We start from the raw sequence: 24,810 nt of genomic DNA, 5'->3' as shown, positions 1-24,810 counted from the left end.
TGCACCGGTAAACCATGATTAATCCGCATTGAAGGCGTTGGGTATCCATTCTAACTGGCTACCGGTGATGGCCAAAACATCAAAACGGCAAGACGATGTGTCAAAACTGGCTCCGCGTCCCGCCAGCCACACGGCGGCGGCATGCAGCAACCGCTGTTGCTTGCGGTAAGTGACGCTGGCAGCCGCACCGCCAAAAGCGTCACTGCGGCGGTAGCGGACTTCAACGAACACCCAGGTTTGACCATCGCGCATGATGAGATCGAGCTCACCGCCGCGCAGCGCCACATTGGCGGCGCAGAAGGTGAGCCCGGCGCGTTCCAGATAGTGGCGGGCCTGTAACTCATAGCCCGCCCCTATGGCGCGTTGACTCAAGAGACCGGAACGACCGTGCCCTGGCGATATTGCAGCCAAGGCAGCTTTCTGTTGATCACACAGCCTGGCGCGGCGGTGAGTACGCCAGTGGTGCCGGAGACCTGGAAGCCAGGCAACTGGCGCATTTCAGCAAAGTGGTTGGACAATGTCCAGGCATCCATCCCCATTGCGTACAGGCGCACCAGCGAATAGTCGTTGCGGAACTGGCTGCTTGCCTGCTGCAACAACTGCGGGTTAGCGCCGGCCAACAATGGAATATCACTAAATTGCAGGCCTTCCATTTCCAGGCGGAAGTCCGGGCCGGCACCGGCCTGGTAGCTGCGAGAACTGGCGTACATTGCCGGTTTGCTGCGCGAGTTGGTGGCCATATCGATCATCGGTTTAATCAGCGTCAACTGGGACTGGGTCGCGACGATATACACCGAGTCTACGCTGCCACCGCTGGTTGCAGGCGTATCGCTTGGTGGTGCCGGAATAGTCAGCCCGGCAATGGTCACTGCCTGCGGCGCCGGTGCGGTGGAGATTGGCGTACCGGACATGCGAATCCCACCGCTGTTGACCATCTGGCGCAGCTCACTGGCGGAACCGATGCCTTGCTGCAGCACGGTTTGGCCACCCAGTTTCTGCCACTCCTGGTTAAAGGCTTTGGCAACGCGATCGCCGAAGGCACCGCGTGGGATCAGCAACAGCGGCTGCCGCTTCTGCTGTTCCCAAATATGGCGGGCTGCATCACGCGCTTCGTCTTCCGGAGAAAGGGCGAAGTAACAGATATTCGGGTTATCTTTCGGCGTTTCCGGCTGATTGAGCGCCAGTACGTTCAGCGTAGTGGTGCTGCTGGCCAGTTGATCGACGTTTTCTTTCAGCAGCGGGCCGACCACCAGGGTCGCGCCATCCTGCTGTGCCTGCGTCAGCAACGCGGCCAGCGGCTGGCTGGAGGTATCATACACCTTAATCTGTGCGTTAGCGGCCTGCGGCGGTGTAATTGGCGCAGTAGACGGCGCAGAAGGCTGGGCGGCGGTCACCGGGGCCGCATCCGGTGCCGAGGTGCTCACTGCACCATTGGCGTTTGGATCGGTTGATGCCGGTTGCATTGTCTGCTCAGGCACGCTGGCGGGTTGCTGTTGCTGAACCGGCGTAGAAGGCGTCACGCCATTTTTAGCCGCTTCAAAGCCTTTTTGGATCGCGTCGGCGAACACTTTGGCCTGACCGTTCAACGGCAGCAGCAGGGCGATTTTCGACGTGGAAGCCTGGGTAAAGTGCAGTACCTGGTTCAACTGGGTCGGTAGCGTTTTCGCCGCCGGGTTCTGCGGGTAACGGTTCTGCCAGTCTTTAATCCCGGCCTTCAGCAGGTCAGGATCCTGTTTGTTGTCCTGATATACCCGCAGCAGATCCAGCCAGCCTTGCAGCACATTTTCATTGGCGTTGATCACCAGACTGTTCATGTCCTGCGGCGTCAGTTGCAGCAGTGACTGCCAGGTTTGATCCAGGTTGTTCTGATGTGCCTTGCCGGTCAGCAATGGCTCTTGCGCAATGTAAGCGCGGATTAGCGGCAGGGAAGCTTTACCCTGATTGACCGCGATCTGCGCCTGGTAGAAGCGCACCAGCTGATTGGCTGATAGCGAGCCGCTATCGATATGACCCAGCGTGCTGCGCGCGCTGACGTAGCTTTTGTTCGCCACCTGCAGTTCTGCGGTCAGCAACTGGCTTTCCACCTGCTGCACGCTGCTGAGGTTTTTCGGCAGTTGGTTCAGTTGTTCACTGGCCTGCGGCAGTTTCCCTTCGCGTAACAACGCGCGAATAGCAAGTAATTGCCAGTCAGCCTTGTTATCATTGCTGCTTTGCTGCAGCTGCTGCAGATAGTAATCGGAACTGGCGCTCGCTTCGTCCTGTATATTGGCAGGCGGCGTCTGCGGGGCCTGACTTGGGCAGCCTGCAAGGAACAGGGCTGCTGCGATAACTGCGGTAAGTCGGACAGGCTTTGAACGCCCTGCTTTGGTACGAACGAATGTTGAGGAAAGCATACTGTATCCAGTGATGTTTTTTTCAAGATGCTCAATATTAAATCGGCAACCCGGATGAAACAATGAATCAACACCAACAATCAGTCATTTCTGCATCAACGCTGTATGTGGTGCCCACCCCAATCGGCAATTTAGGGGATATTACCCACCGTGCGTTAGAGGTACTGAAAAGCGTTGATCTGATTGCGGCGGAAGACACGCGCCATACCGGGTTGCTGCTGCAACACTTTGCGATTAGCGCGCGGTTGTTTGCGCTGCATGACCATAACGAACAACAAAAGGCCGATCAACTGTTGGCGAAGCTGCAGGAAGGCCAGAGCATTGCGCTGGTTTCCGATGCGGGTACGCCGTTGATCAACGATCCTGGTTATCACCTGGTGCGCCGTTGCCGTGAAGCAGGCATCCGTGTGGTGCCGCTGCCAGGTGCCTGTGCGGCAACTACCGCACTCTGCGCCGCCGGTTTGGCTTCAGACCGCTTCTGCTACGAAGGGTTCCTGCCGGCGAAAACCAAGGGCCGTAAGGATACGCTGATGGCGCTGGCAGAGGAACCGCGCACGTTGATTTTCTACGAATCCACCCACCGTTTACTGGAAAGTTTGCAGGACATGGTCACCGTCTGGGGGCCGCAACGTTATGTGGTGCTGGCGCGCGAGCTGACCAAAACCTGGGAATCTATCACCGGCGCACCGGTTGGTGAACTGCTGGCCTGGGTGCAGGAAGATGAAGTCAGACGTCGCGGCGAAATGGTACTGATCGTTGAAGGCCACAAGGCGCAGGAGGACGCATTGCCGCTGGAGGCGCTGCGTACCCTGGCACTGCTGCAAAAAGAACTGCCGTTGAAAAAGGCGGCGGCGCTGGCGGCGGAGATCCACGGCGTGAAGAAAAATGCGTTGTATAAATATGCTTTAGAGCAACAAGAACAGTAAAGCGGTTGACCTGCCGTGAGCGCAACGCTACTATCCGCGCCGGAGTTGACCAGACAGTCGCCGCTTCATTGCCGTCCCTTTCGGGGGAGACAGATGGAGGGGAGGAAAGTCCGGGCTCCATAGGGCAGGGTGCCAGGTAACGCCTGGGAGGCGCAAGCCTACGACTAGTGCAACAGAGAGCAAACCGCCGATGGCCCGCGCAAGCGGGATCAGGTAAGGGTGAAAGGGTGCGGTAAGAGCGCACCGCGCGACTGGCAACAGTTCGTGGCACGGTAAACTCCACCCGGAGCAAGGCCAAATAGGGGTTCACATGGTACGGCCCGTACTGAACCCGGGTAGGCTGCTTGAGCCAGTGAGCGATTGCTGGCCTAGAGGAATGACTGTCCACGACAGAACCCGGCTTACCGGTCAGCTCCCTCTATAAAAGAAAACCCCGCGTGACGCAAGTTACGCGGGGTTTTTTCCTTTCTGGATGCCCATTACACCGGCAAATCGATCAGCAGCGCGCGCAGCGGTGTCTCGGCGCGGATGGTCAGGCGGTTTTCCTCGTGGATAAACGCCCCATCGCCGCAGGTCAGGTGTTGGCCGTCGTTGCGCTCGCCATGGGCTTCAATGGTGCCGTGGATCGATTGCAGGTACGCCCGCGGTCCGTTCAGCGCCAGCGTCTGCTGTTCGCCCGGCTGTAAATCCAGATGGTGGATCCACACCTGTTGGCGCAGTTGCAGGCTGCCCTGAGCACCGTCTGGCGAGGCCAGCAGCGTCAGGCCGGTCTCTGGCAACATCAGGCGCTGTACGCGTTCATTGTTGCGCTCTGGGCAGGCATCCAGCCACAGTTGCAAGCGGGTCAGCGGCGTATCACTGCTGATGTTCTGCTCGCTGTAACTCAGCCCCGGCTGGGTGGCCAGCAGCAAAGCCTCACCGGCACTGGCGTTGACCGTGTTGCCTTCGCTGTCGCGGTATTCCGCTTTACCCTGCAGGATTAAATTCAGGATATCCACGCTGGGGTAGGTGCGTGGCTGGAACGACGCGCCCGGTGCCAGCACTTCTTGATTTAACACCCGCAGCGAGGCGTAGCCCATCAGCTTGGGATCGAAGTAGTGTCCAAAAGAAAAGGTGTAGCGAGCCTGCAGCCAACCAAAGTCAGCTTGCCCGCATTGTTGTGCTGTTCTGCATGTAATCATGGCAATCGGCTCTCTAAATTCATTATCTAGATGGTAAGCATCTGGACGGCGGATTGTTAGCCAGTTAATCTGGTCGGTATATTCAAATTTCCTGACAGAGAGATTCGATGGCCAGAGATCGGGCGTTAACGCTTGAAGCGTTAAGGGTTATGGATGCGATTGACCGACGTGGCAGCTTCGCTGCGGCAGCCGATGAGCTGGGGCGCGTGCCTTCGGCGCTCAGCTACACCATGCAAAAATTGGAAGAAGAATTGGACGTGGTGCTGTTCGACCGCTCCGGCCACCGTACTAAGTTCACCAACGTCGGACGTATGCTGCTGGAGCGCGGACGAGTACTGCTGGAGGCGGCAGACAAGCTGACCACCGATGCGGAAGCGCTGGCTCGCGGTTGGGAAACCCACCTGACGATTGTCAGCGAGGCGCTATCACCCCCGAGCAAACTGTTTCCGCTGGTCGATAAACTCGCGCTGAAGGCCAATACCCAGGTGTCGATCTTGACCGAAGTGCTGGCCGGTGCCTGGGAAAGGCTGGAGCAGGGGCGCGCCGATATCGTTATCGCTCCGGATATGCACTTTCGAGCTTCGTCAGAAATTAACACCCGTAAATTGTACAAGGTGATGAGCGTGTATGTGGCCGCACCGGGTCATCCAATCCACCTTGAGCCGGAGCCGCTGTCTGAAGTGACGCGCGTGAAGTACCGCGGTATTGCTGTCGCGGATACCGCACGGGAACGCCCGGTACTGACGGTGCAATTGTTGGATAAACAGCAGCGGCTAACGGTCAGCACCATTGAAGACAAGCGCCTGGCTTTGCTGGCAGGGCTGGGTGTGGCGACCATGCCTTACCCGATGGTCGAGAAAGATATCGAAGAAGGGCGTCTGCGCGTTGTCGGACCGGAATACAGCCGCGAAGTTGACATCATTATGGCCTGGCGACGTGACAGCATGGGGGAGGCAAAGGCCTGGTTCCTGCGCGAAATTCCGCGTCTGTTTGCACAGTTGGAACGACAGTAAAACTCCCTCTTGCCGTTAAGCAAAAGGGAGGTGTGCGTTAACCAAAACGCCGGTCGCGGCCGTGTGGCTCATCCAAATCTTGCGCCGGCCCGATAGAAATAATGCCGTGCGGATTGATGGTGGCGTGGCTGCGGTAATAGTGATTGCGGATGTGCGGCAGGCTGACCGTTTCGGCAATGCCCGGCATTTGGTAGATGTCACGTAGGAAGCCGTACAGGTTGAGATAATCGCTGATACGGTGTTTGTCGCATTTAAAGTGGGTGACATACACCGGGTCGAAGCGTATCAGCGTGGTCCACAGGCGCAGATCGGCCTCAGTCAGGCGATCGCCCGTCAGGTAACGCTGTTGCCCCAGGATCTGTTCCAGTCGCGCCAGCGCGTCAAATACCCCGTTTACCGCTTCGTCATAGGCTTCCTGGCTGGTGGCGAAACCGGCCTTGTAGACGCCATTATTCACCTGGTCATAAATCCAACCATTCAGTTCATCAATTTGTCCGCGCAGCTCGGTGGGATAATAGTCGCCGGCGCGTGCGCCAACACCATCAAATGCGTTGTTGAACATGCGAATGATATCGGCGGATTCATTGCTGACGATGGTCTGTTGCTGTTTGTCCCACAGCACTGGCACCGTCACGCGGCCGGTGTAGTGCGGGTCGGCGCGCAGGTAAAGCTGGTAGAGAAAATCCGAGTGGTACAGGCTGTCGCCGGTGGCCTCAGGGAAGTCGGTGCCAAAGGTCCAGCCATTTTCCAGCATCAGCGGATGCACCACGGAAACGGGAATGAGTGACTCCAACCCTTTCAGTTTACGCATCAGCAGCGTGCGGTGCGCCCAGGGGCAGGCGAGTGAAACGTACAGGTGATAACGATCCTGCTCCGCTTTAAAACCTCCGACTCCGTGTTCGCCCGGCTGACCGTCGGCGGTCACCCAGTTGCGGAACTGAGAGGTTGAGCGTTTGAAACGGCCCCCGGTGGATGAGGTGTCATACCAGATGTCTTGCCAAACGCCCTCGACGAGTTGTCCCATGGGAATCTCCTTCGTGTCCGAGTGAAAAAGCAAAAGGGCCCGACATGCGGGCCCCTGAGTCGGTGTTAAAACCTTACCACTTTTTGTTCAGAAGACGGTCGATGCTGAAACCGCCTGGGCCTGCAACGGCCAGTACGATGAAGCCGCCGGCGATGGTCAGATTTTTCATAAACATGATCTGGTTTACGCCATCTGCAAAGTTAGTATGGAACAGTAACGCGGTCAGGATGGTAAAACCGGCGGTGAACAGTGCCACGGTGCGAGTCAGGAAACCGAACAAAATTGCCAGACCGCCGCCAAATTCCAGCAGGATGGTCAGCGGCAGCAGGAAGCCAGGTACGCCCATCGATTGCATGTACTGTTGGGTGCCGGCATAGGCATCACCCATTTTGCCGTAGCCTGCCACGATAAACAGGATTGGCATCAGAATACGAGCAACCAGCAAACCTGCATCTTCTAATTTTTTCATCATTTACTCCAAAGTGATTTTTGTTTGCCAGTTTTGGCGTTTGTCATGTTAGTGAGCGGTATGCCGGGTATCTGACCCTGTCCTGCCCGTTTCGTCTTGATGGAGTGAATGTTAATCGGGATGAGTACGCTTTGTTAGCAAGTAAAACTGTCGTATTTTTTCAAAAAAACTGAATCTTTAGCCTGCTAACAAATCGTGGGGAATCAGAAAGTTGCCCAGCCTTCACCGGCAGAAACGCAAAGTCTCTGTGAAAAGGCGGGCAAAACATCGGAAGTATTGATGGACGGGGGGAAGGTTACTTGCTGGAAAACGTTTTCTGGATCAAGCGGATAGTACCAAAGGCACCAAAAGCGCGGCGTGACCAGCGAATCAACTTGCTGGGGTGGCGGATGCCGTACAACGCCATCACGCTGGAACCGACCACCAGATATTTACGCAGGCCGAAAAGGGTTTGCCAGCCGCGATCGATGCGCTCGGTCTTTTCCAGCCACAGGGCTTTGTTTTCGGCAAGATCCAGCCTTTGTTGCTGGATCTTGCCAATCAACTTCTCTTTTCTCCATTCCAGATAGCGGCGGCGATTCATTTTTCACCTTCCAGCTCGGAACGGTCGATTTCCAACTGATTGCGTGTCGCACCCAGCAGCGTGGAGCGGCGCGCTTTGACCAGTGTCCAGATAGCGCCAGCCACGGCCAGGAACAACAGCACACCGGTCGTCGTGCCTAACGCGATCAAACGGTAGACGGGATCTACGGCCCAGAAAATCAGGATCAGCAGGCTCATCAGGCCGAATGCGGTGAATAACAGGGTCATACCGGCCATAATCAGCAACTGAATGAGGTTAGCTTTCTCCTCCTCCAGCTCGACCACGGCCAGTCGAACCCGGGTCTCCACCATACCGACCAGAATGGTGATGATGCGCTGGGCGACATCCAGGACCCCTTTAGCGGGGCCCTGTGCACGAACTTGCGGTTGTTCTGCCATAATTAGCGGCGCGCTAACAGAACGCCCAGCACTACGCCGACCGCAGCGCCGATACCGATACCGGTCCACGGATTATCACGAACATACTCGTCCGCCTGGCCGGCGATTTGTTTGGTCTGGGAGGCAATTTTGTCCCCGGCATCGCTCAGACGTACGCGGGTATCTTTCAATGCGCTTTCGGCTTTGGAACGCAGCTTTTCCAGCTCGGCTTTTGGCTTATCGGTGGAAGAGTTCAACACTTCTTCCAGCGTATCGGCTAAGGATTTAAGTTCAGCGCGTAAGTTTTCTGCATTTGAATCATGTGCCATGTGATTATTCCTTAACGTTAACTTCGACAGACTTTCAACATAGCGGATTTTTTCGCCGGAGCAAAGGGCGGATGAGTAGCTGATATCACTAAGCATCCATTTTATACGCAATAAAAATCCCGTGTGGCGTGGCTCTCAGCGATAAATCCGCTGGTGTAAAAAAATTATTCCGCTTGAGCTTGTTTCAGCTCGGCTTGAGCTTCAGCCAGCTTTTTCTGTTTCTTGGCCACTTTCTCCAGGTTGCCGGTCTGCTGGGCTTCTTTCAGTTCCTGCTGACGCTCGGTGACCTTGCCTTGTTTTTCATCAATTTTTTTCTGACGATCGGCCTGCAGGCTGGCTGGTGTGCAATGGGTCTGCACTTCGCTCAATGCCGTTTTCAGCCCGGCGACACGCTGAGTATTGCCGTGCTGGGTGGCATAATCGATCTGTTTCTGAATTTCTTGTGCCTTGGTCACACAGCCATTCTCTGCTGCGAATGACAGGGCCGGCACGAGGAATAATGGGAGGGCAAGTAACACCGAATGGCGTAATTTCATGTTATCAGTTCCTTAATTATTGGGATGCATTGGTAAACATCCTCTGTTCCTGACTGCCAACAAAGGCAGCGCGACAGGAGTCTTACGCTGCTGACTGACGCTAACCTTTAGCATAGTCATGGAAAGCGCAGACCCCCAAAGAATCCGCCCCAGTTCGGTGGTGATTGGTGATTAATTGAACAGTGAGGCTAAATGAAAGGAAAGCCCTTCATATGAAGGGGGTATTATCCCAGATTGAGTGGGGCGCGTGCAAATTCACGCACCCAATGGGTAGGAACAGGGGATTCGCTGAGGGCGATGATGTAGCCCGGTGGCAAAATGTTTTGCAATGCTTCGCGCGCCAGCAACTGTTGTTCCGGCGAGTCCAGGCGGATCACCAGGCCATCGCCTTCCGGGGTGATGCTTTTGATGCGAATGCCTCGCTGATCCAGCCTTTGGTAGACATAGAAACCGTCAGGTAGCGAAAGGCCTTGCTGGCCGGCACGGATGCGCAGTTCGCTTTCGGTACGCACCATGCAGGGCACCAACAGCGTGGCGAGCGCCAGTAAAGCTAGCGCAATCAGCAACACGTACTGCCAGCGCGGGCGCTTGATCATCACGCCCCTTTCCCCTGATCGGCGCGTTTCTTGCGCCACAGCACGATTAACGAGCCCACCAGCCCCGCGACCAGCAACACCAGCGGCAGTAGCATCAGGCAGAACATCAGTTGGTCTTCATATTTGCGGAACACCGGGGTTTTGCCCAAGGCAAAGCCCAGCGAGGTCAGGATCACCACCCACAGCAGACCGCTCATCCAGTTAAAGAACTGGAAGCGTGCGTTGCTCAGGCCGGAGAGGCCGGCAATGGTCGGCAATAGGGTGCGGACAAACGCCAGGAAACGGCCGACCAGCAGAGCGGAAAGCCCGTGGCGGTGGAACAACTGATGGGCACGCTGGTGATAGTGAGCCGGCAGATGGGATAGCCAGCCCTGCACGGTTCGGGTATTACCGAGCCACTTGCCCTGTATGTAACTGACCCAACACCCCAGACTGGCGGCGACGGTGAGGATAAAAATGGTGAGCGGGAAATTCATGGTGCCTTTGGCGATCAGCACGCCAACCAGGATCAACAGACTGTCACCCGGCAGAAACGCCGCCGGCAACAGGCCATTTTCCAGGAACAGAATCAAAAACAGCAGGCCGTAGAGCGTCCAGACCAGCGAGGGATTCGCCAGCGTCTCAAAATCCTGCTGCCATAAGGCATGTAACAGTTCTTTAATGATGTCCATCCGGTGTTCCTAAAACGTCATTGTTTGTTTTTGTCTCAGCGGCGGATCGGGAGTGGGCGCAGAGCGCGCGGGCGATCCTGGCTGCTGATAATGATGAAACGGCGTTGCTTTTTAGTGGTTTCTAATCGGTGCGACACCGGTCAAGAGTGGTAAGTCAGCGTACCACGATAAAGCATATTACTTTCTTTCCAGCCACCCAGCCTGTTTTGCTGCTGCGAGGTATGCAGCGTCCAGTTCATCTGGGCAAGCCGGTTTGGCGCAGGTGATTTCTGGCGCGGGAGGCAAGTGCTGTGACCCAACTCTGTGGCTAACGAATAAACCGGCAACAGTTGGGCGGGGGCAGGTAGCGAACCGGGGTAAGAATGCACCCGCGGCAGCAGCAGCGGCATTTTACCGGGCGCTTTACGCCGCAGTTCTGCCGGTGACCGGTAAACCGGGTCATCAGGGGAGAACACCGACTCGGCAAGCGATGGCTGACCGTTCAGTGCCGTGGGAATAGCTTTGGAGGGCGCCGCGCATAGTTTTTGGCCGGAGACCGAACCGGTCCAGCAAAAAAGAGCAATAAGCATGGCAAACAACCAGCGCATGTATTCGCGTCCCGCCCCGTAGCAGAGGGTAAAAAGTGGCTCAACTTTACCAAAATAGCACGATTGGCAACAGGGAAATCTACGTTGCCAGCGGTGAAATACTACACGGCAAATCGCCGTTCAGGCATCGATTCAGCGGATTTTACAATACCTGACATAACGCTACGGTTTTTGACTGCTCGCGCTATTTATTTTCTGCGGCCACGCCGTCCAGATGAACCACCGGGTTATCGGCGAACAGATAGCGGTCGGCATTATATTCAAAATCGTCGCTGGTGGCGTTGAACAGCATCTGCTTGGTATTTTCCAGATGCTGCCACATGGCCAGTTTGGCGGCGTAAGGATCTTTACGTATCAATGCCTTGAGGATCTGATCGTGATCGTCGCACCAGCTGGCGATCGAGCGGTCGTCAATATGCTCATGCAGCTTGATCCAATAAGGGTTATTCACGCGCTGTACCCACATTTTTTCCACGATGGTGGCCATCGCCGTGTTCTGAGTGGCCAGCGCGACCTGCACGTGGAATTTCAGATCCCACTGCGAGTCGCGGAAGCGATCTTCCTTGCGTGCCTGTTCCTGGATCTCCATCAACAGAACGATGTCCTGTTTGGTGACCTGAGTGGCGGCGAATTCGGCAATGTTGCTTTCAATCAGTTGGCGCGCCTGCAGCAGTTCAAATGGCCCGGCGGTGGCAAACTCGATGCTGTCGCCCGGAATCACCAGGTTTTTCTGCTGGTTGGACATCACATGGATCCCGGAGCCTTTGCGCACGTCAACGTAGCCTTCCACTTCCAGCATGATGATCGCCTCCCGCACGACGGTGCGGCTGACGTTCATCTCTTCGGCAATGTAGCGTTCGGCCGGCAGTTTATCGCCCACCGGATACCGGCCGCTTTCAATACGCTGCTTTAGTTCGGCGGCCAGCTGCTGATACAGGCGTCTGGTTTCAGTGAATTCCATAGTGAATGCTCTTAGGGTAGGGAGGGGCGCGTAACCATGGATTTGTTATACCACTTATCCTGATGAGCTACCAGTGGCCGGGGGGGGCGCCCGGCACGCTGGCCGGGCGATGGGGTTAACTACGAGCCGAGGCCGGTTGCAGCGGATCTTCCTGCGGCTGTGAGGCCGGCCGATTTTGCAGGATGGTCCAGATGGCGATGGCACCGAGAATATCGAATACCGACAGCGCGGCGAACAGTGGGCTAAAACCCAGAGTATCGGCCAATGCGCCGACCACCAGGGCAAACATTGTGCTGGCGGTCCAGGCTGCCATGCCGGTCAGGCCGTTGGCGGTGGCCACTTCGTTGCGACCAAACACGTCAGATGACAGGGTAATCAGCGCGCCAGACAGCGCCTGATGGGCAAAACCACCGACGCACAGTAGCGCGATAGCCGCATAAGGGCTGGTAAACAAACCGATCATGCCAGGGCCAATCATTAGCACGGCCCCCATAGTGACCACCAGTTTGCGTGACACGATCAGGTTCACCTTAAAGTGTTTTTGGAAAAACGGTGGCAGGTAGCCACCAACGATGCAGCCGAGATCGGCGAACAGCATCGGCATCCAGGCGAACATGGCGATCTCTTTCAGGTTAAAACCATAGGCTTTGAACATGAATAACGGGATCCAGGCGTTGAAGGTGCCCCAGGCAGGCTCTGCCAGAAAACGCGGCAGCGCTATGCCCCAGAACTGGCGGTTGCGCACAATCTGCCAGGCGGACATTTTCTTGGCGTTGTCGGTTTGGTGCTGCGCTTCCTGGCCCTCCAGAATGTACTCGCGTTCCTCACTGCTGAGTTTCTTCTGGTCTTTCGGGTGCTTATAGAAGATCAGCCAGCAGATGGCCCAGATCAGGCTTAGCACGCCGGTGATGATAAACGCCATTTCCCAACTGTGTGCCACTATGGCCCAGACCACCAGCGGTGGGGCGAGCATGCCGCCGATTGACGAGCCGACGTTGAAGTAGCCAACGGCTATCGAACGTTCTTTGGCCGGGAACCACTCGCTGCTGGCCTTCAGCCCGGCGGGGATCATCGCCGCCTCTGCCATGCCAACGGCGCCGCGCGCCAGTGCCAGACCGCCCCAACTGTTGGCGAGTGCGGTGCCCATACAAAACAGCGCCCACAGAATGGCGAACATGGCGTAACCCACCTTGGTACCCAGTACGTCCAGCACGTATCCCGCCACCGGCTGCATCAGGGTGTAGCAGGCAGAATAGGCCGCGACAATGTACGAGTACTGCTGCGTGGTGATATGTAAGGTGCCTTCCAGCGTCGGTGCCGCCACGGCCATGGCATTGCGGGTCAGGTAGCCCAGCACGGTGCCGATGGTCACCAGCCCGATCATGTACCAGCGTAACCCTTTAATTTTACGCATCCAAAATATCTCCCAGTCTTCAATAGGTGACGCCGAGATGGCGGCAGAGTTTAAGGGGCTCCCCCTTTTCGTTGTTCTGCGCCGGTCTGTCCGTCACCGACGTATTCCCGCCGCATGAACGACTGGGTGGCGAGACAATAACTTGTCATACAGATTTAAAAGTTGAGTGATATCACAAAAGCCATTTTTCAATTGAGGGATACTGCCTGCTGGATAATTAGTCTATTTAGACGTTTTTTTGCCGTAAAACTGCCAATTAATGGCCTTTTATCGGCGATGGCGCCAAGACATAGGGTGATATTTTGCTGGACGCTCAGTGAAATTGGTGTGATAACTTTGTCGCATTGGACAGAGTACCGAACGGCAAGCAAGGCGAGGAACCAAAAAAGATGGCGACGTTTTTAAGCGAAGATTTTCTGTTGGGCAACGAATTTGCCCGACGTTTGTATCATGACTATGCGGCAGACCAGCCGATCTTTGACTATCACTGTCATTTACCGCCGGAGCAGATCGCCGAGAACACCCGCTTCAAAAATTTATATGAGATCTGGCTAAAGGGCGATCACTATAAATGGCGGGCGATGCGCACCAACGGTGTGGCTGAGCGGCTGTGTACCGGGGATGCCGGTGACCGTGAAAAGTTTGATGCCTGGGCCGCTACCGTGCCGCATACCATAGGTAATCCGCTCTACCACTGGACTCATCTGGAGCTGCGTCGTCCGTTCGGGATTACCGGCACGCTGCTTTCCCCAACGACTGCGGACGATATCTGGCAGCGGGGCAACGCCTTGCTGGCGCAGGATGATTTCAGGGCGCGTGGCATCATGCAGAAAATGAATGTGAAGATGGTTGGTACTACCGACGATCCGATCGACGATTTGCGCCACCATAAAGCGATTGCGACCGATAGTAGCTTCGATATCAAGGTGTTGCCAAGCTGGCGACCGGACAAGGCGTTCAATATCGACGCGCCGGGTTTCAATGATTATCTGCAAAAACTGGAAGCGGCAGCGGATATCAATATTGGCCGGTTTAGCGCGCTGTGTGACGCGTTGAAAAAACGCATGGATCATTTTGCCGCCCATGGCTGCAAGGTGGCTGACCATGCGCTGGACGTGGTGGTGTATGGCGAAGCGGACGAAAGCACATTGGATGCGATTTTAACCGCGCGCCTGAGTGGCAAGCTGCCGACGCCGGAGCAGAGCGCCCAGTTCAAAAGTGCGGTATTGCTGTTCCTGGCCGCCGAATATCAACGTCGCGAATGGGTACAGCAGTATCACATCGGCGCGCTGCGCAATAATAACAGCCGTATGCTCGCCAGTGTGGGGCCGGACATCGGCTTCGACTCGATTAACGACCAGCCGCTGGCGGAGGCGCTTTCTCGCCTGCTGGATGCCCAGGCACGCCAGGGCGACCTGCCGAAAACTATTCTGTACTGCCTGAACCCGCGCGACAACGAAGTGATCGGCACCATGGTCGGCAACTTCCAGGGTGAGGGCACGCCGGGCAAGATGCAGTTCGGCTCCGGCTGGTGGTTCAACGATCAAAAAGACGGTATGCAGCGGCAAATGACGCAGTTGGCGCAACTGGGTCTGCTGAGCCGCTTTGTCGGCATGCTGACCGACAGCCGCAGTTTCTTGTCTTATACCCGTCATGAATATTTCCGCCGCATCCTTTGCCAGATGATTGGCGGCTGGGTGGAGAACGGGGAAGCGCCGGCGGATATTACGTTACTGGGTGAGATGGTGAAAAACATCTGCTTCGACAATGCCAAAAACTATTTCGCCATTGAACTGGCCTAGCCGTTGCCCGAGGTGGGTTTATGCAAAGCATGGTAAAAATTCATTCGCTGGATAATGTCGCGGTAGCGCTGAGCGATCTGGCCGTCGGCGAAACCTTGGCGTTGGACGCACTGACGATTCGGCTGGCGCAACCGGTGACGCGTGGGCACAAGTTTGCGCTGCAGCCGATCGCTGCCGGTGAGGCCATCATCAAATACGGCTTGCCGATTGGTCATGCGCTGGAAGCCATAGCGCCGGGTGAACATATTCACTCGCAAAATGCCAAAACCAACCTGAGCGATCTCGACAGCTATCAGTATCAACCCGCTTTCCCGACGCTGCCACCACAGGCTGCGGATCGTGAGGTGCAGCTTTACCGCCGTATCAGTGGGGAGGTGGGGATCCGCAACGAACTGTGGATCGTGCCGACCGTTGGCTGCGTCAACGGCATTGCCCGGCAGATCCAGCAGCGTTTTCTGAAGGAAACTCAGGATGCGCACGGGATCGACGGTGTGCATCTGTTCAGTCATCCGTTTGGTTGTTCGCAACTGGGTCAGGATCATGAGAACACCCGCACCATGCTGCAAAATATGGTGCGCCATCCGAACGCCGGGGCGGTGCTGGTGATTGGACTCGGGTGCGAGAACAATCAGGTGGATGTATTCCGCAGTACGCTGGGCGCGACCGATGAGCAACGGGTGCGCTTTATGGTGTGCCAGCAGCAGGACGATGAGGTTGAAGCCGGGCTGGAGCAGTTGCATGCGCTGTATCAGGTGATGCGTGACGATCGCCGTCAGCCGGGTAAGCTGAGCGAGTTGAAGTTCGGACTGGAGTGTGGTGGATCGGACGGTCTGTCCGGGATTACCGCCAATCCATTGCTGGGGCGTTTTTCTGATTACCTGATCGCCAACGGCGGCACCACGGTGTTGACCGAGGTACCGGAGATGTTTGGTGCCGAACGGATCCTGATGAGCCGTTGTCGCGATCGGGCGACCTTCGAGAAGACCGTCAGCATGGTCAACGACTTCAAACAGTACTTCATCGCCCATAATCAGCCGATTTATGAAAACCCTTCACCGGGCAACAAGGCCGGCGGGATTACCACCCTGGAGGAGAAATCCCTCGGCTGCACGCAGAAAGCCGGGCAGAGTCAGGTGGTGGACGTGCTCAAGTATGGCGAACGCCTGCGCCAGCCCGGCTTAAACCTGCTCAGCGCGCCAGGCAATGATGCGGTAGCGACCAGCGCGCTGGCCGGTGCCGGCTGTCATATGGTGCTGTTCAGCACCGGACGCGGCACGCCTTATGGCGGCTTCGTGCCGACGGTGAAACTGGCCACCAACAGCGAACTGGCGGCGAAGAAACCCCACTGGATTGATTTTGACGCCGGTCGGCTGATCCACGGCACCTCGATGGAGAGTCTGCTGGAGCAGTTTGTCGACCTGATCGTGGCGATCGCCAATGGTCAGGCGGCGCGTAATGAAGTGAATGATTTCCGTGAGTTGGCGATTTTTAAAAGCGGGGTAACCTTGTAGGACTGTGATATTGAGGTAAAAAAAGGCGCCCGATAATGAGCGCCTTGTTGAATAAGCTCGGAAATTAACGCACCTTCAGCGGATCTTCATCTGCCAAACGTTGGTCTTCCGCCTGACAGGCTGCGGCAGTAAACAGGACGTCGGTAGAAGAGTTCAGTGCGGTTTCGGCGGAGTCTTGCAGCACGCCGATGATAAAGCCGACGGCGACCACCTGCATGGCCACGTCGTTCGGGATGCCGAACATGTTACATGCCAACGGGATCAGCAACAGCGAACCCCCGGCCACGCCGGAAGCGCCGCAGGCACAAACGGCGGCCACTACGCTCAGCAGCAGCGCGGTCGGCACGTCAACCGGGATCCCCAGAGTATGCACCGCCGCCAGCGTCAGCACGGTAATGGTGATCGCCGCACCGGCCATATTGATGGTCGCACCCAGCGGGATAGAAACCGAATAGGTATCTTCGTTCAGATTCAGTTTTTTGCACAGCTCCATATTCACCGGAATATTGGCGGCCGAGCTGCGGGTGAAGAACGCGGTCACGCCGCTTTCACGCAGGCAGGCGAACACCAGCGGATAAGGATTGCGACGGATTTTCCAGAAAACGATCAGCGGGTTCAGCACCAGTGCGACCAGCAGCATACAGCCGATCAGTACCACCAGCAGTTGAGCATAACCCCACAGCGCGCCGAAGCCGGTTTCTGCCAGCGTCGAAGCCACCAGGCCGAAGATGCCAAGCGGGGCACAGCGGATCACCGCACGCACCACCATGGTGACTGCATGTGACATATCGTTAATCAATGATTTGGTGGTGTCAGAGGAGTGACGCAGCGCCAGTCCCAGCCCCACTGCCCAGGCCAGAATACCAATATAGTTAGCGCTAATCAGCGCCTGGAACGGGTTGGCCACCACGCTCAACAGCAGGCCTTTCAGCACCTCAATAATGCCGCCCGGTGGGTTGATCTCGGCATTGCCGGCTACCAGCGCCAGGTTGGACGGGAACATAAAGCTGACCACGACCGCCACCAGCGCCGCAGCGAAAGTGCCCAGCAGGTAAAGGAACAGGATCGGCCGGATATTGGTTTTCTGCCCGTGTTTGTGATTGGCGATTGAGGCCATGACCAACACCAGCACCAGTACCGGTGCCACCGCTTTCAGTGCGCCAACGAACAGCGCACCCAGCAAGCCTACCGCCGAAGCCGTTGCCGGTGAGACCAGCGCCACGATAATACCGGCCACCAGGCCGACCATGATTTGTTTGACCAGACTGCCCTGAGTGATCTTCTGTAATAGTTTTTGCATAGTGCTTTTTCTTCCCGATGATGTTGCTTACAGCTTTATCTCGGCGGGAACCTCGCCGGACAACTTTTATTTGAATCTGTAACCAAGTGTGTTTGCCAAATCAGTATTCAGTAAACCAGGGGGGTTGGAAAGGGCCAGCGGTGAAATTCTGAGGGCGGATCAACTCTTGATAACATACTGGTTACATTTGTGTGATCGCAATAACGTTTGGCGTTTTAGGCGAATTGCCAAACAATCACGGGGCGACTAGCGCCCCGGATAACAGATTATGGTGCTTTATTATTAGCCAGGCGGTCATTCCGGCGGTTAACCCAGGCGTTGATCAGCAGCGTCAGCGTCAGGATACTGGCGACCACGCCGAGCGAAACACCGATCGGAATGTGGAACAAATCGATAATCAGCATCTTGACGCCGATAAACATCAGGATCAGCGACAGACCATATTTCAGCATCGAGAAGCGTTCTGCCACGTTAGCCAGCAAGAAGTACATGGCGCGCAGGCCCATGATGGCAAACAGGTTAGAGGTCAGGACGATGAATGGGTCGGTGGTCACGGCAAAGATCGCCGGGATGCTGTCGACCGCAAAGATCACGTCGCTCAGTTCCACCAGGATCAGCACCAATACCAGCGGCGTAGCAAACAGCAGGCCGTTGCGGCGCACGAAGAAACGCTCACCTTCCAGATTATCAGTCATGCGCAGATGGCTGCGCAGCCATTTCACCAGCGGCTTGTCGCCAATCGCCGCGCCATCTTCCTTCGCCAGCGCCATCTTGATACCGGTGAACAGCAGGAAAGCGCCGAACAGGTACAGCAGCCACTGGAACTGGGTCACCAGCCAGCTACCGGCGAAGATCATGATGGTACGCAGCACGATCGCGCCCAGTACGCCAAAAATCAGTACCCGACGCTGCAGGTTGGCCGGAACGGCAAAGTAGCTGAACAGCATCAGCCAGACAAAGACGTTATCAACCGCCAACGCTTTTTCGATTAGGTAACCGGTGAGGAAGGCCAGCGCCTGTGTGTCGGCAACGGCACGCCCGGCGGTTTGGTTCAGGTAGTACCAGAAACCCAGGTTGAACAGCAGAGAAAGGCTGACCCACACCAGCGACCAACTGGCGGCCTGCTTCAGCGTCATGGTATGTGCGCCTTTGCGGCCCTGCAGCAGCAGGTCAATTGCGAGCATCACAACTATGATGGCGGCAAAGCTGCCCCATAACCAAGGTGTGCCAACGGTATTCATCATCAGAGGTATCCTTCAAAAACAAAAACGGCCAACGTCGGAAGACGCTAGCCGCTCTTATGAACGCTGCAAGCAAACCTCGCCTTCCGGCAAGGTCTCACTTACAACGTTGATGAAGGTGCACCTTGGTGCTCCCTGACATCAGGTTGCCCGGTAACCGGGTGCTTGCGCACCGTAATGACGATTAACCGGCAATGAAGTTACTCCCCTTTGCACGGCAGAAAGTAATGCAAAATGTGTCAGCGGTCAACGTTTATTGCGTTAGCCGGCCAGGGCTTTTTGCGCGCCCAGGCTGACGACAAACCCTTGCAACAGCAGCCGGCTGAAGGGGGTATCGCTAACCTGCTGTTGCTTAAGCTGATACTCCGCCTGTTGCTGCGGATACAGCTCACCGAGCCAACTCAGATACTGGTGCATCACCGCGCCGTTAAACTCTGGGTGGAACTGGGTGGTCAGCACGTTATCGCCATAACTGAGGATCTGATAAGCATCCTGTTGCGAACGTGCCAGCACTACGGCACCGGCAGGGGGCGTCAATACGCTCTGCGAGTGGATCAGATTCGCCTTGAAGCGCGGCGGCAGCATCGCCATTCGCCGGTCATGGGCGGCGGCGGGCAACAGCTCGATATCCAGCGTTCCTACCTCCATGCCCTGCGGGTGATAGCCAACTTCCCCGCCAAGCGCATAGGCCAGCAACTGATGACCGTAGCAGGCGCCAAAAATCGGCAGTTTGATCAGCATCGCCTGACGCAGCCATTCGGCGGCCTGTTCGCTCCACGGCAGTTGCTCGGTGACCATCGCCGGTGAACCGGTGATCACCACTCCAGAGTAGTGTTGCGGTGGCAGCGGCTGTTGGCCGGCGGGTAGGTGCACGATCTGCACGCGATCGGCGTCGATATTCCCCTGTTGCAGGAACATACCGTCGAAATTGGCCTTTTCCTGGCGGATAACTTCCGGCGCGTCGCCGGTCTGCATCAGTAATAACGGTTTCATGTCATTCTCCGTCGGCAGGAAACACTACGCCGGTCTGGCGGCGGATTTCGGTCAGCAGGCGGGCGATAATCAGCGAGTTTTCCAGCCCCGGATGTTCTACCTGCCGTTTCTCCACCAGTTCGGCGAAGACTTGCGCTTCGTACAGCATGGTATTGATATGTTGCGGCTGGGTCAGATCCTGGCGTTGACCACCGCGTGGCGTCAGCACTACGCCCTGACACTCCGAGATTTTCTCAATTACCAGCGTGCCTTCTTCGCCCTGGATCTCGCTCGGAATGTCCGAGTTGCTGACCTTGGAGTGGGAGATTGTCACATCGAAGTCGCCGTAGTTGAGGCAGGCGGTGCCGTGCGCATCAACGCCGGTATCCAGCAAGCTGGCGCTGGCGATCACCGATTTTGGCTCACCGAACAGCGCCACGGCGCTGGCCAGGCAGTAATAACCAATGTCCATGATCGAACCGTTGGAAAACTGCGGGTTGAAGGTGTTTGGATTTTCACCGGCCAGATAGCGTGGGTAGCGAGAAGAGTATTGGCAGTAGTTGATAAAGGCTTTCCGCAACCGGCCGATTTTCGGCAGCGTCTGCTGCAAGGCCAGGAAATTCGGCAGGTGGGCGCTTTTAAAGGCTTCGAACAGTACCACCTGATTTTCACGGGCACAGGCCACCAGCTTTTCGGCTTCGCGCAGGTTGGACACCAGCGGCTTTTCGCAAATCACATGCTTTTTATGGCTGAGGAATAACAGCGATTGCTGGTAATGCAGGCTATTGGGGCTGGCGATGTAAACCGCGTCGATGGCGTCTGACTGGGCCAGCGCTTCCAGGGAATCGAAAAACAGACTGACGGGGTAGTTGGCACCAAATGCCTGCGCCTGTTCCAGCTTGCGCGAATAGACGGCGGTCAGCTTCAATTTGCCGCTTTCGTGTGCGGCGTCAATAAAGCGTTCCGTAATCCAGTTGGTACCAACAACGGCAAAGCGAATCATAGATATCTCCGGTTCCCAGACGTTAGAAATCAGAGTATCACAGGGAATCGTCAGGTATACAGATTGCCAAACACCGACAGGTGGGTCAGATACAGCCGGGTGTCGAACTCCAGTTGGTGGTAGTTGGGTTCCATATGGCAGCACAGACTGTAGAAGGCCTTGTTGTGGTCTTTTTCTTTCAGGTGCGCCAGTTCATGCACCACGATCATGCGCAGAAACGGCTCCGGTGCCAGCTTGAATACCGTCGCCACGCGGATTTCCGCCTTGGCCTTCAACTTGCCACCCTGCACGCGGGAAATGGCGGTATGCATGCCGAGCGCGTGTTTCATTACCTGGATTTTACCGTCGTAGGCCACTTTGCTCAGCGGCTGGGCATTGCGCAGGTACTGGTTTTTCAGATCGACGGTAAACTGATAAAGCGACTTGTCGGTGGTGCAGTCGTGCACCTGCGGATAGCGCTGTAACAGCACCTCACCCAGACGCTGCTGGTCGATCAACTGCTGCACCTGGCTTTGCAGATGTTCAGAGTAACCCTGCAGGTAAGTCAGTTCGATTTCACGCATGAGTAATATCACGCCCCAGAATTTCCATAATCGGACGCAGTCGCTCGCGCTGCATATTTGCCTGTCGGGCTTCCCAGCGGTCGTGGGCCGCCTGCAGGTTTAGCCAAAAGTCTGCAGTGGTTTCAAAAAGATCGGCAAACAGGTTTGCCTCCACAACGCTGAGACGGCGATGCCCATTGCATAAACGGTTTACCGTGGCGCGAGTGACGCCCAAGACCTTGGCCAGATCCTCTTGGCCGATACCCAGCGGTGTTAAGTACTCTTCTTGCAGCACTTCCCCCACCGTAGTGGGTTTTCGGCTTGTGGTCTCTAACATATATTCTCCGTTGCCTAGGTATCTTGATGTGGGTCCAGGTAAATCAGCTCGGCGGCATCATTGCGTCAAATATTTGTCTCGGAAAGACGAAATCATTTCCTTCCCCATTCCATTGGGCCAATGAGTGTAACATTTAAAGTTACATTGCGTCGGATTAAAAATTGCTCAATACAGATTAAGCGGAAGGAATGCTATAGCTATCAGCAGCGAAAAGCGGGTTTGGCTTTCCGCTATGCGAGTGAATGCGCAATTTATCCGAAAAAACATTTTACTGGCGGACGTTTTTAGGGGATAAACAGCCCAAATTTTATCAGTCAGGAGGGGCAATGAGCCAACTCGATCTGGGAACACAGCAACTTGAGCTGGAGCGTTATCCCCAACAGGAAGAATCCACCCAACTACAGGCGTGGGAAGCGGCGGACGAATATCTGCTGCAACAGCTTGAAAATGTAAACATTGGCGATCGTCCGGTGCTGATTTTCAACGACAACTTTGGCACGCTGGCCTGTGCGCTGCACGGCCATCAGCCTTACAGCATCAGCGATTCCTACATGAGCCAGTTGGCCACGCGCCATAACCTGAAGCTCAATGAATTGGATCCGCAGCAGGTTACGCTGCTGGACACCCTGGCCGAATTGCCTGCGTCACCGGCGGTGGTGCTGATCCGCGTTCCTAAAGCGCTGGCACTGTTGGAACAGCAGCTGCGTGCGTTGCGTGATGTAGTGGCACCGGACACGGTGATCATCGCCGGGGCCAAAGCGCGCGACGTGCATACCTCTACCATGCAGCTGTTTGAAAAGGTGCTCGGCCCCACTCGCACCAGCCTGGCATGGAAGAAAGCGCGGTTGATCCACTGTGAAGTCGCAGACATCGTGCCACCGGCAGCGCCGGTAACCACCAACTGGGTGCTGGACGGCACCGATTGGGTGATCCACAACCATGCCAACGTGTTCTCACGCAGCAACCTGGATATTGGCGCACGCCTGTTCCTGGATCATCTGCCGCATGACATTGAAGGCCACATTATCGATCTGGGCTGCGGTAACGGTGTCATCGGCATGGCCGCATTGATGCAGAACCCGCAAGCGCAGGTGAGCTTTGTTGATGAGTCCTATATGGCGGTGGCCTCCAGTGAACTGAACGTGGAGCATAACCTGCCGCAGGATATGGATCGTTGCCAGTTTGAAGTGAACAACTCGCTGGCGGGGATTGAGCGTGAAAGCGTGCAGGCGGTGCTGTGTAACCCACCGTTCCACCAGCAGCATGCGATCACCGATCATACCGCCTGGCAGATGTTCTGCGACGCCAAGCGTTGCCTGCAGGTGGGCGGCGAGCTGCGCATCGTCGGCAACCGCCATCTGGATTACCACCAGAAGCTGAAGCGTTTGTTCGGTAACTGCACCCTGATCGCATCCAACAAGAAGTTCGTGATCCTCAAAGCGGTGAAATCCGGCGCACGTTACTGATTGGCGGAGCGTAGAGCCAGCCATTTCCCATCAATATCTCGTTGAATCTCTTTGGCTAATGCGGTTGGTAACCCGACCGTATTAGCCTGTTGTTGGAAATAGCTTACCACGCTGTAAATTTCTTCGGCCACATTCATTACGGCCTTGGCGTTGGCCAAACCGGCCTGCCCGGCCATCATCGTCATTGCTGATGCGGTGATTTTCGAACCGTTACCGTTAAAAGCCGTCATATGCTGACCATAAGGCGAAGGGCTATAAACGATGTCATAACAGGGGGATAGCCGCCAGTTGTCTTGATCATCCGCCAGAAAAGCAAAGTTTTTGGCGTGGTCGTCCTGATTTACCGTCAGATAATTGAACAGGGCTCGGCGTAGTAATTTTCTGGCTTCTTCCACACCGCAGAGTATTCGGGTCGCTTTAATCAGATCGACATAATCCAATGAAGGCTCACGAAAAGGGGCATCCAATAATCCGCTGGCAGAAATCATGTGCCGACGGCCATGGTCACCCACGCAGTCAAAGCGTTCTTGCTCAAGCCAATGACGGTCTTTGCCAATATCGATCAAAGTAAAGTCTGCGACTTCAATACCGGCTTGCCGCGCCATCATCATATAAACGTATTCGATCTGGCTTTCACGATGCCCAAGGGCAAATTTCTCGGAGGTTAGCTTTACCAAAAGCTTCTTGCCGACAGCATCCTGTTGGCTAGAAAAAGTACCATCAGCTAAGCGAGTGACGCTTAATTTTGGCCGCGCGCCCCCCGATCCCCCGGCAGCCATCAAATGAGCAATCAGGTGTGACTCCGTCCCTTCAAACTCCTTAACGGCCTCATTCCCCAGTGTTATCAAGGTTAAATCTTGATTGTTCTCCTGACGGGATAATGGCAAGTCAGGCTCATAAAACAAAGCACCAAACCCACGTTCACCGGTGAAGGCCAACCTTTCCAATACGCTAATTGTTCTGGGATTGTAGCCATTTTGTCGAAATACACGGTCCATCAAATAAAGCCCCCAACCGTCCGGCAGGCTATCGGCAAAAACGCCCTCTAACCCGTAATGCGGCTGTTTTGGTGCCTGATGCAAAAAGTTATCCCAGGGCAAATTGAAGGGGGAAAGTGAACTCTGATGCGAGGCTAAATAGCTTTCGTCGTAACGGAAATAAACACCGGTGGCATTTTCTGCCAGTTGCCCCACATTTTGTACATTGCCATCGCTCAGGCGACGTTTTACCAGCAGAGGAATATCAAGCATTTTTCAATACCTCCTCAATAGTTTGCGGTCTATTGCGGGTTCTGGTCAGTTGATGAAGTTCATTCAGATCACCAAGAGCGTCATAGAGCATCAGGAACTGACGCAATGAGATATTGCCGTCGGCTTCAAACTTACGGATGGTACTATTAGGGACGCCAGAAATTTTAGCCAAGGCGGCGACTGATAATTTACGGCGTTTACGCAATTGCTTCAGGTAATCCTGCAGGGCGAGTTGCGTATCGTAGGGAGTATGTAGGGAAATCATGGTGCACCTATGACAACCTTAATTGCTACTATTATAGCAATTAAGGTCATATATAGGTGTT

The 24,810-nt window shown here is 55.7% G+C and carries 27 protein-coding genes and 1 other RNA gene; 6 read left to right on the top strand and 22 right to left on the bottom strand.

Translation table 11 applies throughout. The annotated features are described in order from the left end of the window. Positions 1-18 precede the first annotated feature (18 nt). Both ACNT1W_RS23650 and ACNT1W_RS23645 read right to left on the bottom strand, forming a co-directional pair. Positions 19-372: a YraN family protein gene (locus ACNT1W_RS23650; RefSeq protein WP_012147034.1), complete on the bottom strand. Its 354-nt coding sequence runs from the start codon at positions 370-372 to the stop codon at positions 19-21. After that, positions 369-2,393, bottom strand: coding sequence for a penicillin-binding protein activator (locus ACNT1W_RS23645; protein WP_329907720.1), 2,025 nt, complete (start codon positions 2,391-2,393; stop codon positions 369-371). The genes ACNT1W_RS23650 and ACNT1W_RS23645 overlap by 4 nt, the downstream gene beginning before the upstream one ends. Positions 2,394-2,455: 62 nt before the next feature. On the opposite strand from ACNT1W_RS23645, the gene rsmI reads away from it, so the two are divergent. Next, positions 2,456-3,319, top strand: a complete 864-nt coding sequence (gene rsmI, locus ACNT1W_RS23640; protein WP_012147032.1) for a 16S rRNA (cytidine(1402)-2'-O)-methyltransferase — start codon at positions 2,456-2,458, stop codon at positions 3,317-3,319. Between the two features lie 41 nt (positions 3,320-3,360). Beyond that, positions 3,361-3,739, top strand: an RNA gene (rnpB, locus tag ACNT1W_RS23635) — RNase P RNA component class A. Between the two features lie 59 nt (positions 3,740-3,798). Here the strand turns inward: rnpB and ACNT1W_RS23630 are convergent. Beyond that, entirely contained in the window at positions 3,799-4,500 is a 702-nt protein-coding gene (locus tag ACNT1W_RS23630; protein ID WP_419246239.1) for a pirin family protein, read from the bottom strand. A 107-nt stretch (positions 4,501-4,607) separates the two neighbouring features. On the opposite strand from ACNT1W_RS23630, the gene ACNT1W_RS23625 reads away from it, so the two are divergent. Continuing rightward, entirely contained in the window at positions 4,608-5,513 is a 906-nt protein-coding gene (locus ACNT1W_RS23625; RefSeq protein ID WP_012147030.1) for a LysR family transcriptional regulator, read from the top strand. A gap of 37 nt (positions 5,514-5,550) precedes the next feature. Here ACNT1W_RS23625 and ACNT1W_RS23620 read toward each other — a convergent pair whose 3' ends face one another. From ACNT1W_RS23620 to ACNT1W_RS23570, 11 genes are all read right to left on the bottom strand, one after another. After that, positions 5,551-6,537: a glutathione S-transferase family protein gene (locus tag ACNT1W_RS23620; RefSeq protein ID WP_419246238.1), complete on the bottom strand. Its 987-nt coding sequence runs from the start codon at positions 6,535-6,537 to the stop codon at positions 5,551-5,553. A gap of 73 nt (positions 6,538-6,610) precedes the next feature. After that, on the bottom strand, positions 6,611-7,006 hold the full coding sequence (locus tag ACNT1W_RS23615) for a DoxX family protein (RefSeq protein WP_012147028.1): 396 nt from the start codon (positions 7,004-7,006) through the stop codon (positions 6,611-6,613). 295 nt (positions 7,007-7,301) lie between these two features. Further along, entirely contained in the window at positions 7,302-7,589 is a 288-nt protein-coding gene (locus ACNT1W_RS23610) for a YqjK-like family protein (protein ID WP_012147027.1), read from the bottom strand. Continuing rightward, positions 7,586-7,987: a phage holin family protein gene (locus ACNT1W_RS23605; protein WP_012147026.1), complete on the bottom strand. Its 402-nt coding sequence runs from the start codon at positions 7,985-7,987 to the stop codon at positions 7,586-7,588. Before ACNT1W_RS23605 ends, ACNT1W_RS23610 begins: the two co-directional genes overlap by 4 nt. A 2-nt stretch (positions 7,988-7,989) precedes the next feature. Beyond that, positions 7,990-8,295, bottom strand: a complete 306-nt coding sequence (locus ACNT1W_RS23600) for a DUF883 family protein (RefSeq protein WP_085119129.1) — start codon at positions 8,293-8,295, stop codon at positions 7,990-7,992. A 164-nt stretch (positions 8,296-8,459) separates the two neighbouring features. Continuing rightward, positions 8,460-8,831, bottom strand: coding sequence for a DUF1090 domain-containing protein (locus ACNT1W_RS23595; protein WP_112363735.1), 372 nt, complete (start codon positions 8,829-8,831; stop codon positions 8,460-8,462). 224 nt (positions 8,832-9,055) lie between these two features. Beyond that, positions 9,056-9,427 (bottom strand): EnvZ/OmpR regulon moderator MzrA, encoded by a 372-nt coding sequence (gene mzrA / locus ACNT1W_RS23590; RefSeq protein WP_012147023.1) that lies wholly within the window; start codon positions 9,425-9,427, stop codon positions 9,056-9,058. Beyond that, positions 9,427-10,098, bottom strand: a complete 672-nt coding sequence (locus ACNT1W_RS23585; RefSeq protein ID WP_012147022.1) for a DedA family protein — start codon at positions 10,096-10,098, stop codon at positions 9,427-9,429. Before ACNT1W_RS23585 ends, mzrA begins: the two co-directional genes overlap by 1 nt. Before the next feature lie 140 nt (positions 10,099-10,238). Further along, positions 10,239-10,685 (bottom strand): hypothetical protein, encoded by a 447-nt coding sequence (locus ACNT1W_RS23580; protein WP_115183674.1) that lies wholly within the window; start codon positions 10,683-10,685, stop codon positions 10,239-10,241. A gap of 184 nt (positions 10,686-10,869) precedes the next feature. Beyond that, a complete protein-coding gene (gene exuR, locus ACNT1W_RS23575) occupies positions 10,870-11,646 on the bottom strand; it encodes a transcriptional regulator ExuR (RefSeq protein ID WP_012147020.1) in 777 nt (258 codons plus the stop codon). 115 nt (positions 11,647-11,761) lie between these two features. Beyond that, a complete protein-coding gene (locus tag ACNT1W_RS23570; protein ID WP_012147019.1) occupies positions 11,762-13,060 on the bottom strand; it encodes an MFS transporter in 1,299 nt (432 codons plus the stop codon). Between the two features lie 389 nt (positions 13,061-13,449). On the opposite strand from ACNT1W_RS23570, the gene uxaC reads away from it, so the two are divergent. Both uxaC and ACNT1W_RS23560 read left to right on the top strand, forming a co-directional pair. Further along, positions 13,450-14,862 (top strand): glucuronate isomerase, encoded by a 1,413-nt coding sequence (gene uxaC / locus ACNT1W_RS23565; RefSeq protein WP_419246237.1) that lies wholly within the window; start codon positions 13,450-13,452, stop codon positions 14,860-14,862. A 20-nt stretch (positions 14,863-14,882) separates the two neighbouring features. Beyond that, positions 14,883-16,373, top strand: a complete 1,491-nt coding sequence (locus ACNT1W_RS23560; RefSeq protein ID WP_419246236.1) for a UxaA family hydrolase — start codon at positions 14,883-14,885, stop codon at positions 16,371-16,373. Positions 16,374-16,437: 64 nt separating this feature from the next. On the opposite strand, the gene sstT is transcribed toward ACNT1W_RS23560, so the two are convergent. The 6 genes from sstT to ACNT1W_RS23530 form a co-directional block, all read right to left on the bottom strand. Next, positions 16,438-17,673: a serine/threonine transporter SstT gene (gene sstT, locus ACNT1W_RS23555; protein WP_012147016.1), complete on the bottom strand. Its 1,236-nt coding sequence runs from the start codon at positions 17,671-17,673 to the stop codon at positions 16,438-16,440. Between the two features lie 266 nt (positions 17,674-17,939). Beyond that, entirely contained in the window at positions 17,940-18,917 is a 978-nt protein-coding gene (locus tag ACNT1W_RS23550; RefSeq protein WP_112363732.1) for a TerC family protein, read from the bottom strand. 258 nt (positions 18,918-19,175) lie between these two features. Beyond that, positions 19,176-19,907 carry a glutamine amidotransferase gene (locus ACNT1W_RS23545; RefSeq protein WP_012147014.1) on the bottom strand — a complete coding sequence of 244 codons (732 nt, stop codon included), beginning with the start codon at positions 19,905-19,907 and terminating at the stop codon, positions 19,176-19,178. A 1-nt stretch (position 19,908) separates the two neighbouring features. Next, positions 19,909-20,889: a Gfo/Idh/MocA family protein gene (locus tag ACNT1W_RS23540; protein WP_012147013.1), complete on the bottom strand. Its 981-nt coding sequence runs from the start codon at positions 20,887-20,889 to the stop codon at positions 19,909-19,911. A 50-nt stretch (positions 20,890-20,939) separates the two neighbouring features. Then, a complete protein-coding gene (locus ACNT1W_RS23535) occupies positions 20,940-21,452 on the bottom strand; it encodes a M48 family metallopeptidase (RefSeq protein ID WP_012147012.1) in 513 nt (170 codons plus the stop codon). Further along, entirely contained in the window at positions 21,445-21,768 is a 324-nt protein-coding gene (locus tag ACNT1W_RS23530; protein WP_012147011.1) for a HigA family addiction module antitoxin, read from the bottom strand. The genes ACNT1W_RS23535 and ACNT1W_RS23530 overlap by 8 nt, the downstream gene beginning before the upstream one ends. Before the next feature lie 326 nt (positions 21,769-22,094). Here ACNT1W_RS23530 and rlmG point away from each other — a divergent pair, with 326 nt between their 5' ends. Beyond that, positions 22,095-23,234 carry a 23S rRNA (guanine(1835)-N(2))-methyltransferase RlmG gene (gene rlmG / locus ACNT1W_RS23525; RefSeq protein ID WP_115183677.1) on the top strand — a complete coding sequence of 380 codons (1,140 nt, stop codon included), beginning with the start codon at positions 22,095-22,097 and terminating at the stop codon, positions 23,232-23,234. On the opposite strand, the gene ACNT1W_RS23520 is transcribed toward rlmG, so the two are convergent. Continuing rightward, complete coding sequence (locus ACNT1W_RS23520) at positions 23,228-24,484, bottom strand: type II toxin-antitoxin system HipA family toxin (protein WP_419246235.1); 1,257 nt, start codon at positions 24,482-24,484, stop codon at positions 23,228-23,230. The two genes, rlmG and ACNT1W_RS23520, sit on opposite strands and share 7 nt — an antisense overlap. Further along, the gene (locus ACNT1W_RS23515; RefSeq protein ID WP_012147007.1) at positions 24,477-24,749 is read right to left on the bottom strand and encodes a helix-turn-helix domain-containing protein; all 273 of its coding nucleotides are present in this window, start codon (positions 24,747-24,749) and stop codon (positions 24,477-24,479) included. Before ACNT1W_RS23515 ends, ACNT1W_RS23520 begins: the two co-directional genes overlap by 8 nt. Between the last annotated feature and the right edge of the window lie 61 nt (positions 24,750-24,810).

The sequence above is a fragment of the Serratia sp. NFX21 genome, from assembly GCF_048517035.1.
In the GTDB taxonomy this organism is placed as follows: domain Bacteria; phylum Pseudomonadota; class Gammaproteobacteria; order Enterobacterales; family Enterobacteriaceae; genus Serratia; species Serratia quinivorans.
Note: the sequence above shows the minus strand (reverse complement) of the source record. Positions and strands in the feature narration are given on the sequence as shown.

Bases quoted from the DNA above. Each gene is read 5' to 3' on its own strand.
- ACNT1W_RS23645 (WP_329907720.1), bottom strand. From the start codon at position 2,393: ATGCTTTCCTCAACATTCGTTCGTACCAAAGCAGGGCGTTCAAAGCCT.
- rsmI (WP_012147032.1), top strand. From the start codon at position 2,456: ATGAATCAACACCAACAATCAGTCATTTCTGCATCAACGCTGTATGTG.
- ACNT1W_RS23630 (WP_419246239.1), bottom strand. From the start codon at position 4,500: ATGATTACATGCAGAACAGCACAACAATGCGGGCAAGCTGACTTTGGT.
- ACNT1W_RS23625 (WP_012147030.1), top strand. From the start codon at position 4,608: ATGGCCAGAGATCGGGCGTTAACGCTTGAAGCGTTAAGGGTTATGGAT.
- ACNT1W_RS23620 (WP_419246238.1), bottom strand. From the start codon at position 6,537: ATGGGACAACTCGTCGAGGGCGTTTGGCAAGACATCTGGTATGACACC.
- ACNT1W_RS23615 (WP_012147028.1), bottom strand. From the start codon at position 7,006: ATGAAAAAATTAGAAGATGCAGGTTTGCTGGTTGCTCGTATTCTGATG.
- ACNT1W_RS23610 (WP_012147027.1), bottom strand. From the start codon at position 7,589: ATGAATCGCCGCCGCTATCTGGAATGGAGAAAAGAGAAGTTGATTGGC.
- ACNT1W_RS23605 (WP_012147026.1), bottom strand. From the start codon at position 7,987: ATGGCAGAACAACCGCAAGTTCGTGCACAGGGCCCCGCTAAAGGGGTC.
- ACNT1W_RS23600 (WP_085119129.1), bottom strand. From the start codon at position 8,295: ATGGCACATGATTCAAATGCAGAAAACTTACGCGCTGAACTTAAATCC.
- ACNT1W_RS23595 (WP_112363735.1), bottom strand. From the start codon at position 8,831: ATGAAATTACGCCATTCGGTGTTACTTGCCCTCCCATTATTCCTCGTG.
- mzrA (WP_012147023.1), bottom strand. From the start codon at position 9,427: ATGATCAAGCGCCCGCGCTGGCAGTACGTGTTGCTGATTGCGCTAGCT.
- ACNT1W_RS23585 (WP_012147022.1), bottom strand. From the start codon at position 10,098: ATGGACATCATTAAAGAACTGTTACATGCCTTATGGCAGCAGGATTTT.
- ACNT1W_RS23580 (WP_115183674.1), bottom strand. From the start codon at position 10,685: ATGCGCTGGTTGTTTGCCATGCTTATTGCTCTTTTTTGCTGGACCGGT.
- exuR (WP_012147020.1), bottom strand. From the start codon at position 11,646: ATGGAATTCACTGAAACCAGACGCCTGTATCAGCAGCTGGCCGCCGAA.
- ACNT1W_RS23570 (WP_012147019.1), bottom strand. From the start codon at position 13,060: ATGCGTAAAATTAAAGGGTTACGCTGGTACATGATCGGGCTGGTGACC.
- uxaC (WP_419246237.1), top strand. From the start codon at position 13,450: ATGGCGACGTTTTTAAGCGAAGATTTTCTGTTGGGCAACGAATTTGCC.
- ACNT1W_RS23560 (WP_419246236.1), top strand. From the start codon at position 14,883: ATGCAAAGCATGGTAAAAATTCATTCGCTGGATAATGTCGCGGTAGCG.
- sstT (WP_012147016.1), bottom strand. From the start codon at position 17,673: ATGCAAAAACTATTACAGAAGATCACTCAGGGCAGTCTGGTCAAACAA.
- ACNT1W_RS23550 (WP_112363732.1), bottom strand. From the start codon at position 18,917: ATGATGAATACCGTTGGCACACCTTGGTTATGGGGCAGCTTTGCCGCC.
- ACNT1W_RS23545 (WP_012147014.1), bottom strand. From the start codon at position 19,907: ATGAAACCGTTATTACTGATGCAGACCGGCGACGCGCCGGAAGTTATC.
- ACNT1W_RS23540 (WP_012147013.1), bottom strand. From the start codon at position 20,889: ATGATTCGCTTTGCCGTTGTTGGTACCAACTGGATTACGGAACGCTTT.
- ACNT1W_RS23535 (WP_012147012.1), bottom strand. From the start codon at position 21,452: ATGCGTGAAATCGAACTGACTTACCTGCAGGGTTACTCTGAACATCTG.
- ACNT1W_RS23530 (WP_012147011.1), bottom strand. From the start codon at position 21,768: ATGTTAGAGACCACAAGCCGAAAACCCACTACGGTGGGGGAAGTGCTG.
- rlmG (WP_115183677.1), top strand. From the start codon at position 22,095: ATGAGCCAACTCGATCTGGGAACACAGCAACTTGAGCTGGAGCGTTAT.
- ACNT1W_RS23520 (WP_419246235.1), bottom strand. From the start codon at position 24,484: ATGCTTGATATTCCTCTGCTGGTAAAACGTCGCCTGAGCGATGGCAAT.
- ACNT1W_RS23515 (WP_012147007.1), bottom strand. From the start codon at position 24,749: ATGATTTCCCTACATACTCCCTACGATACGCAACTCGCCCTGCAGGAT.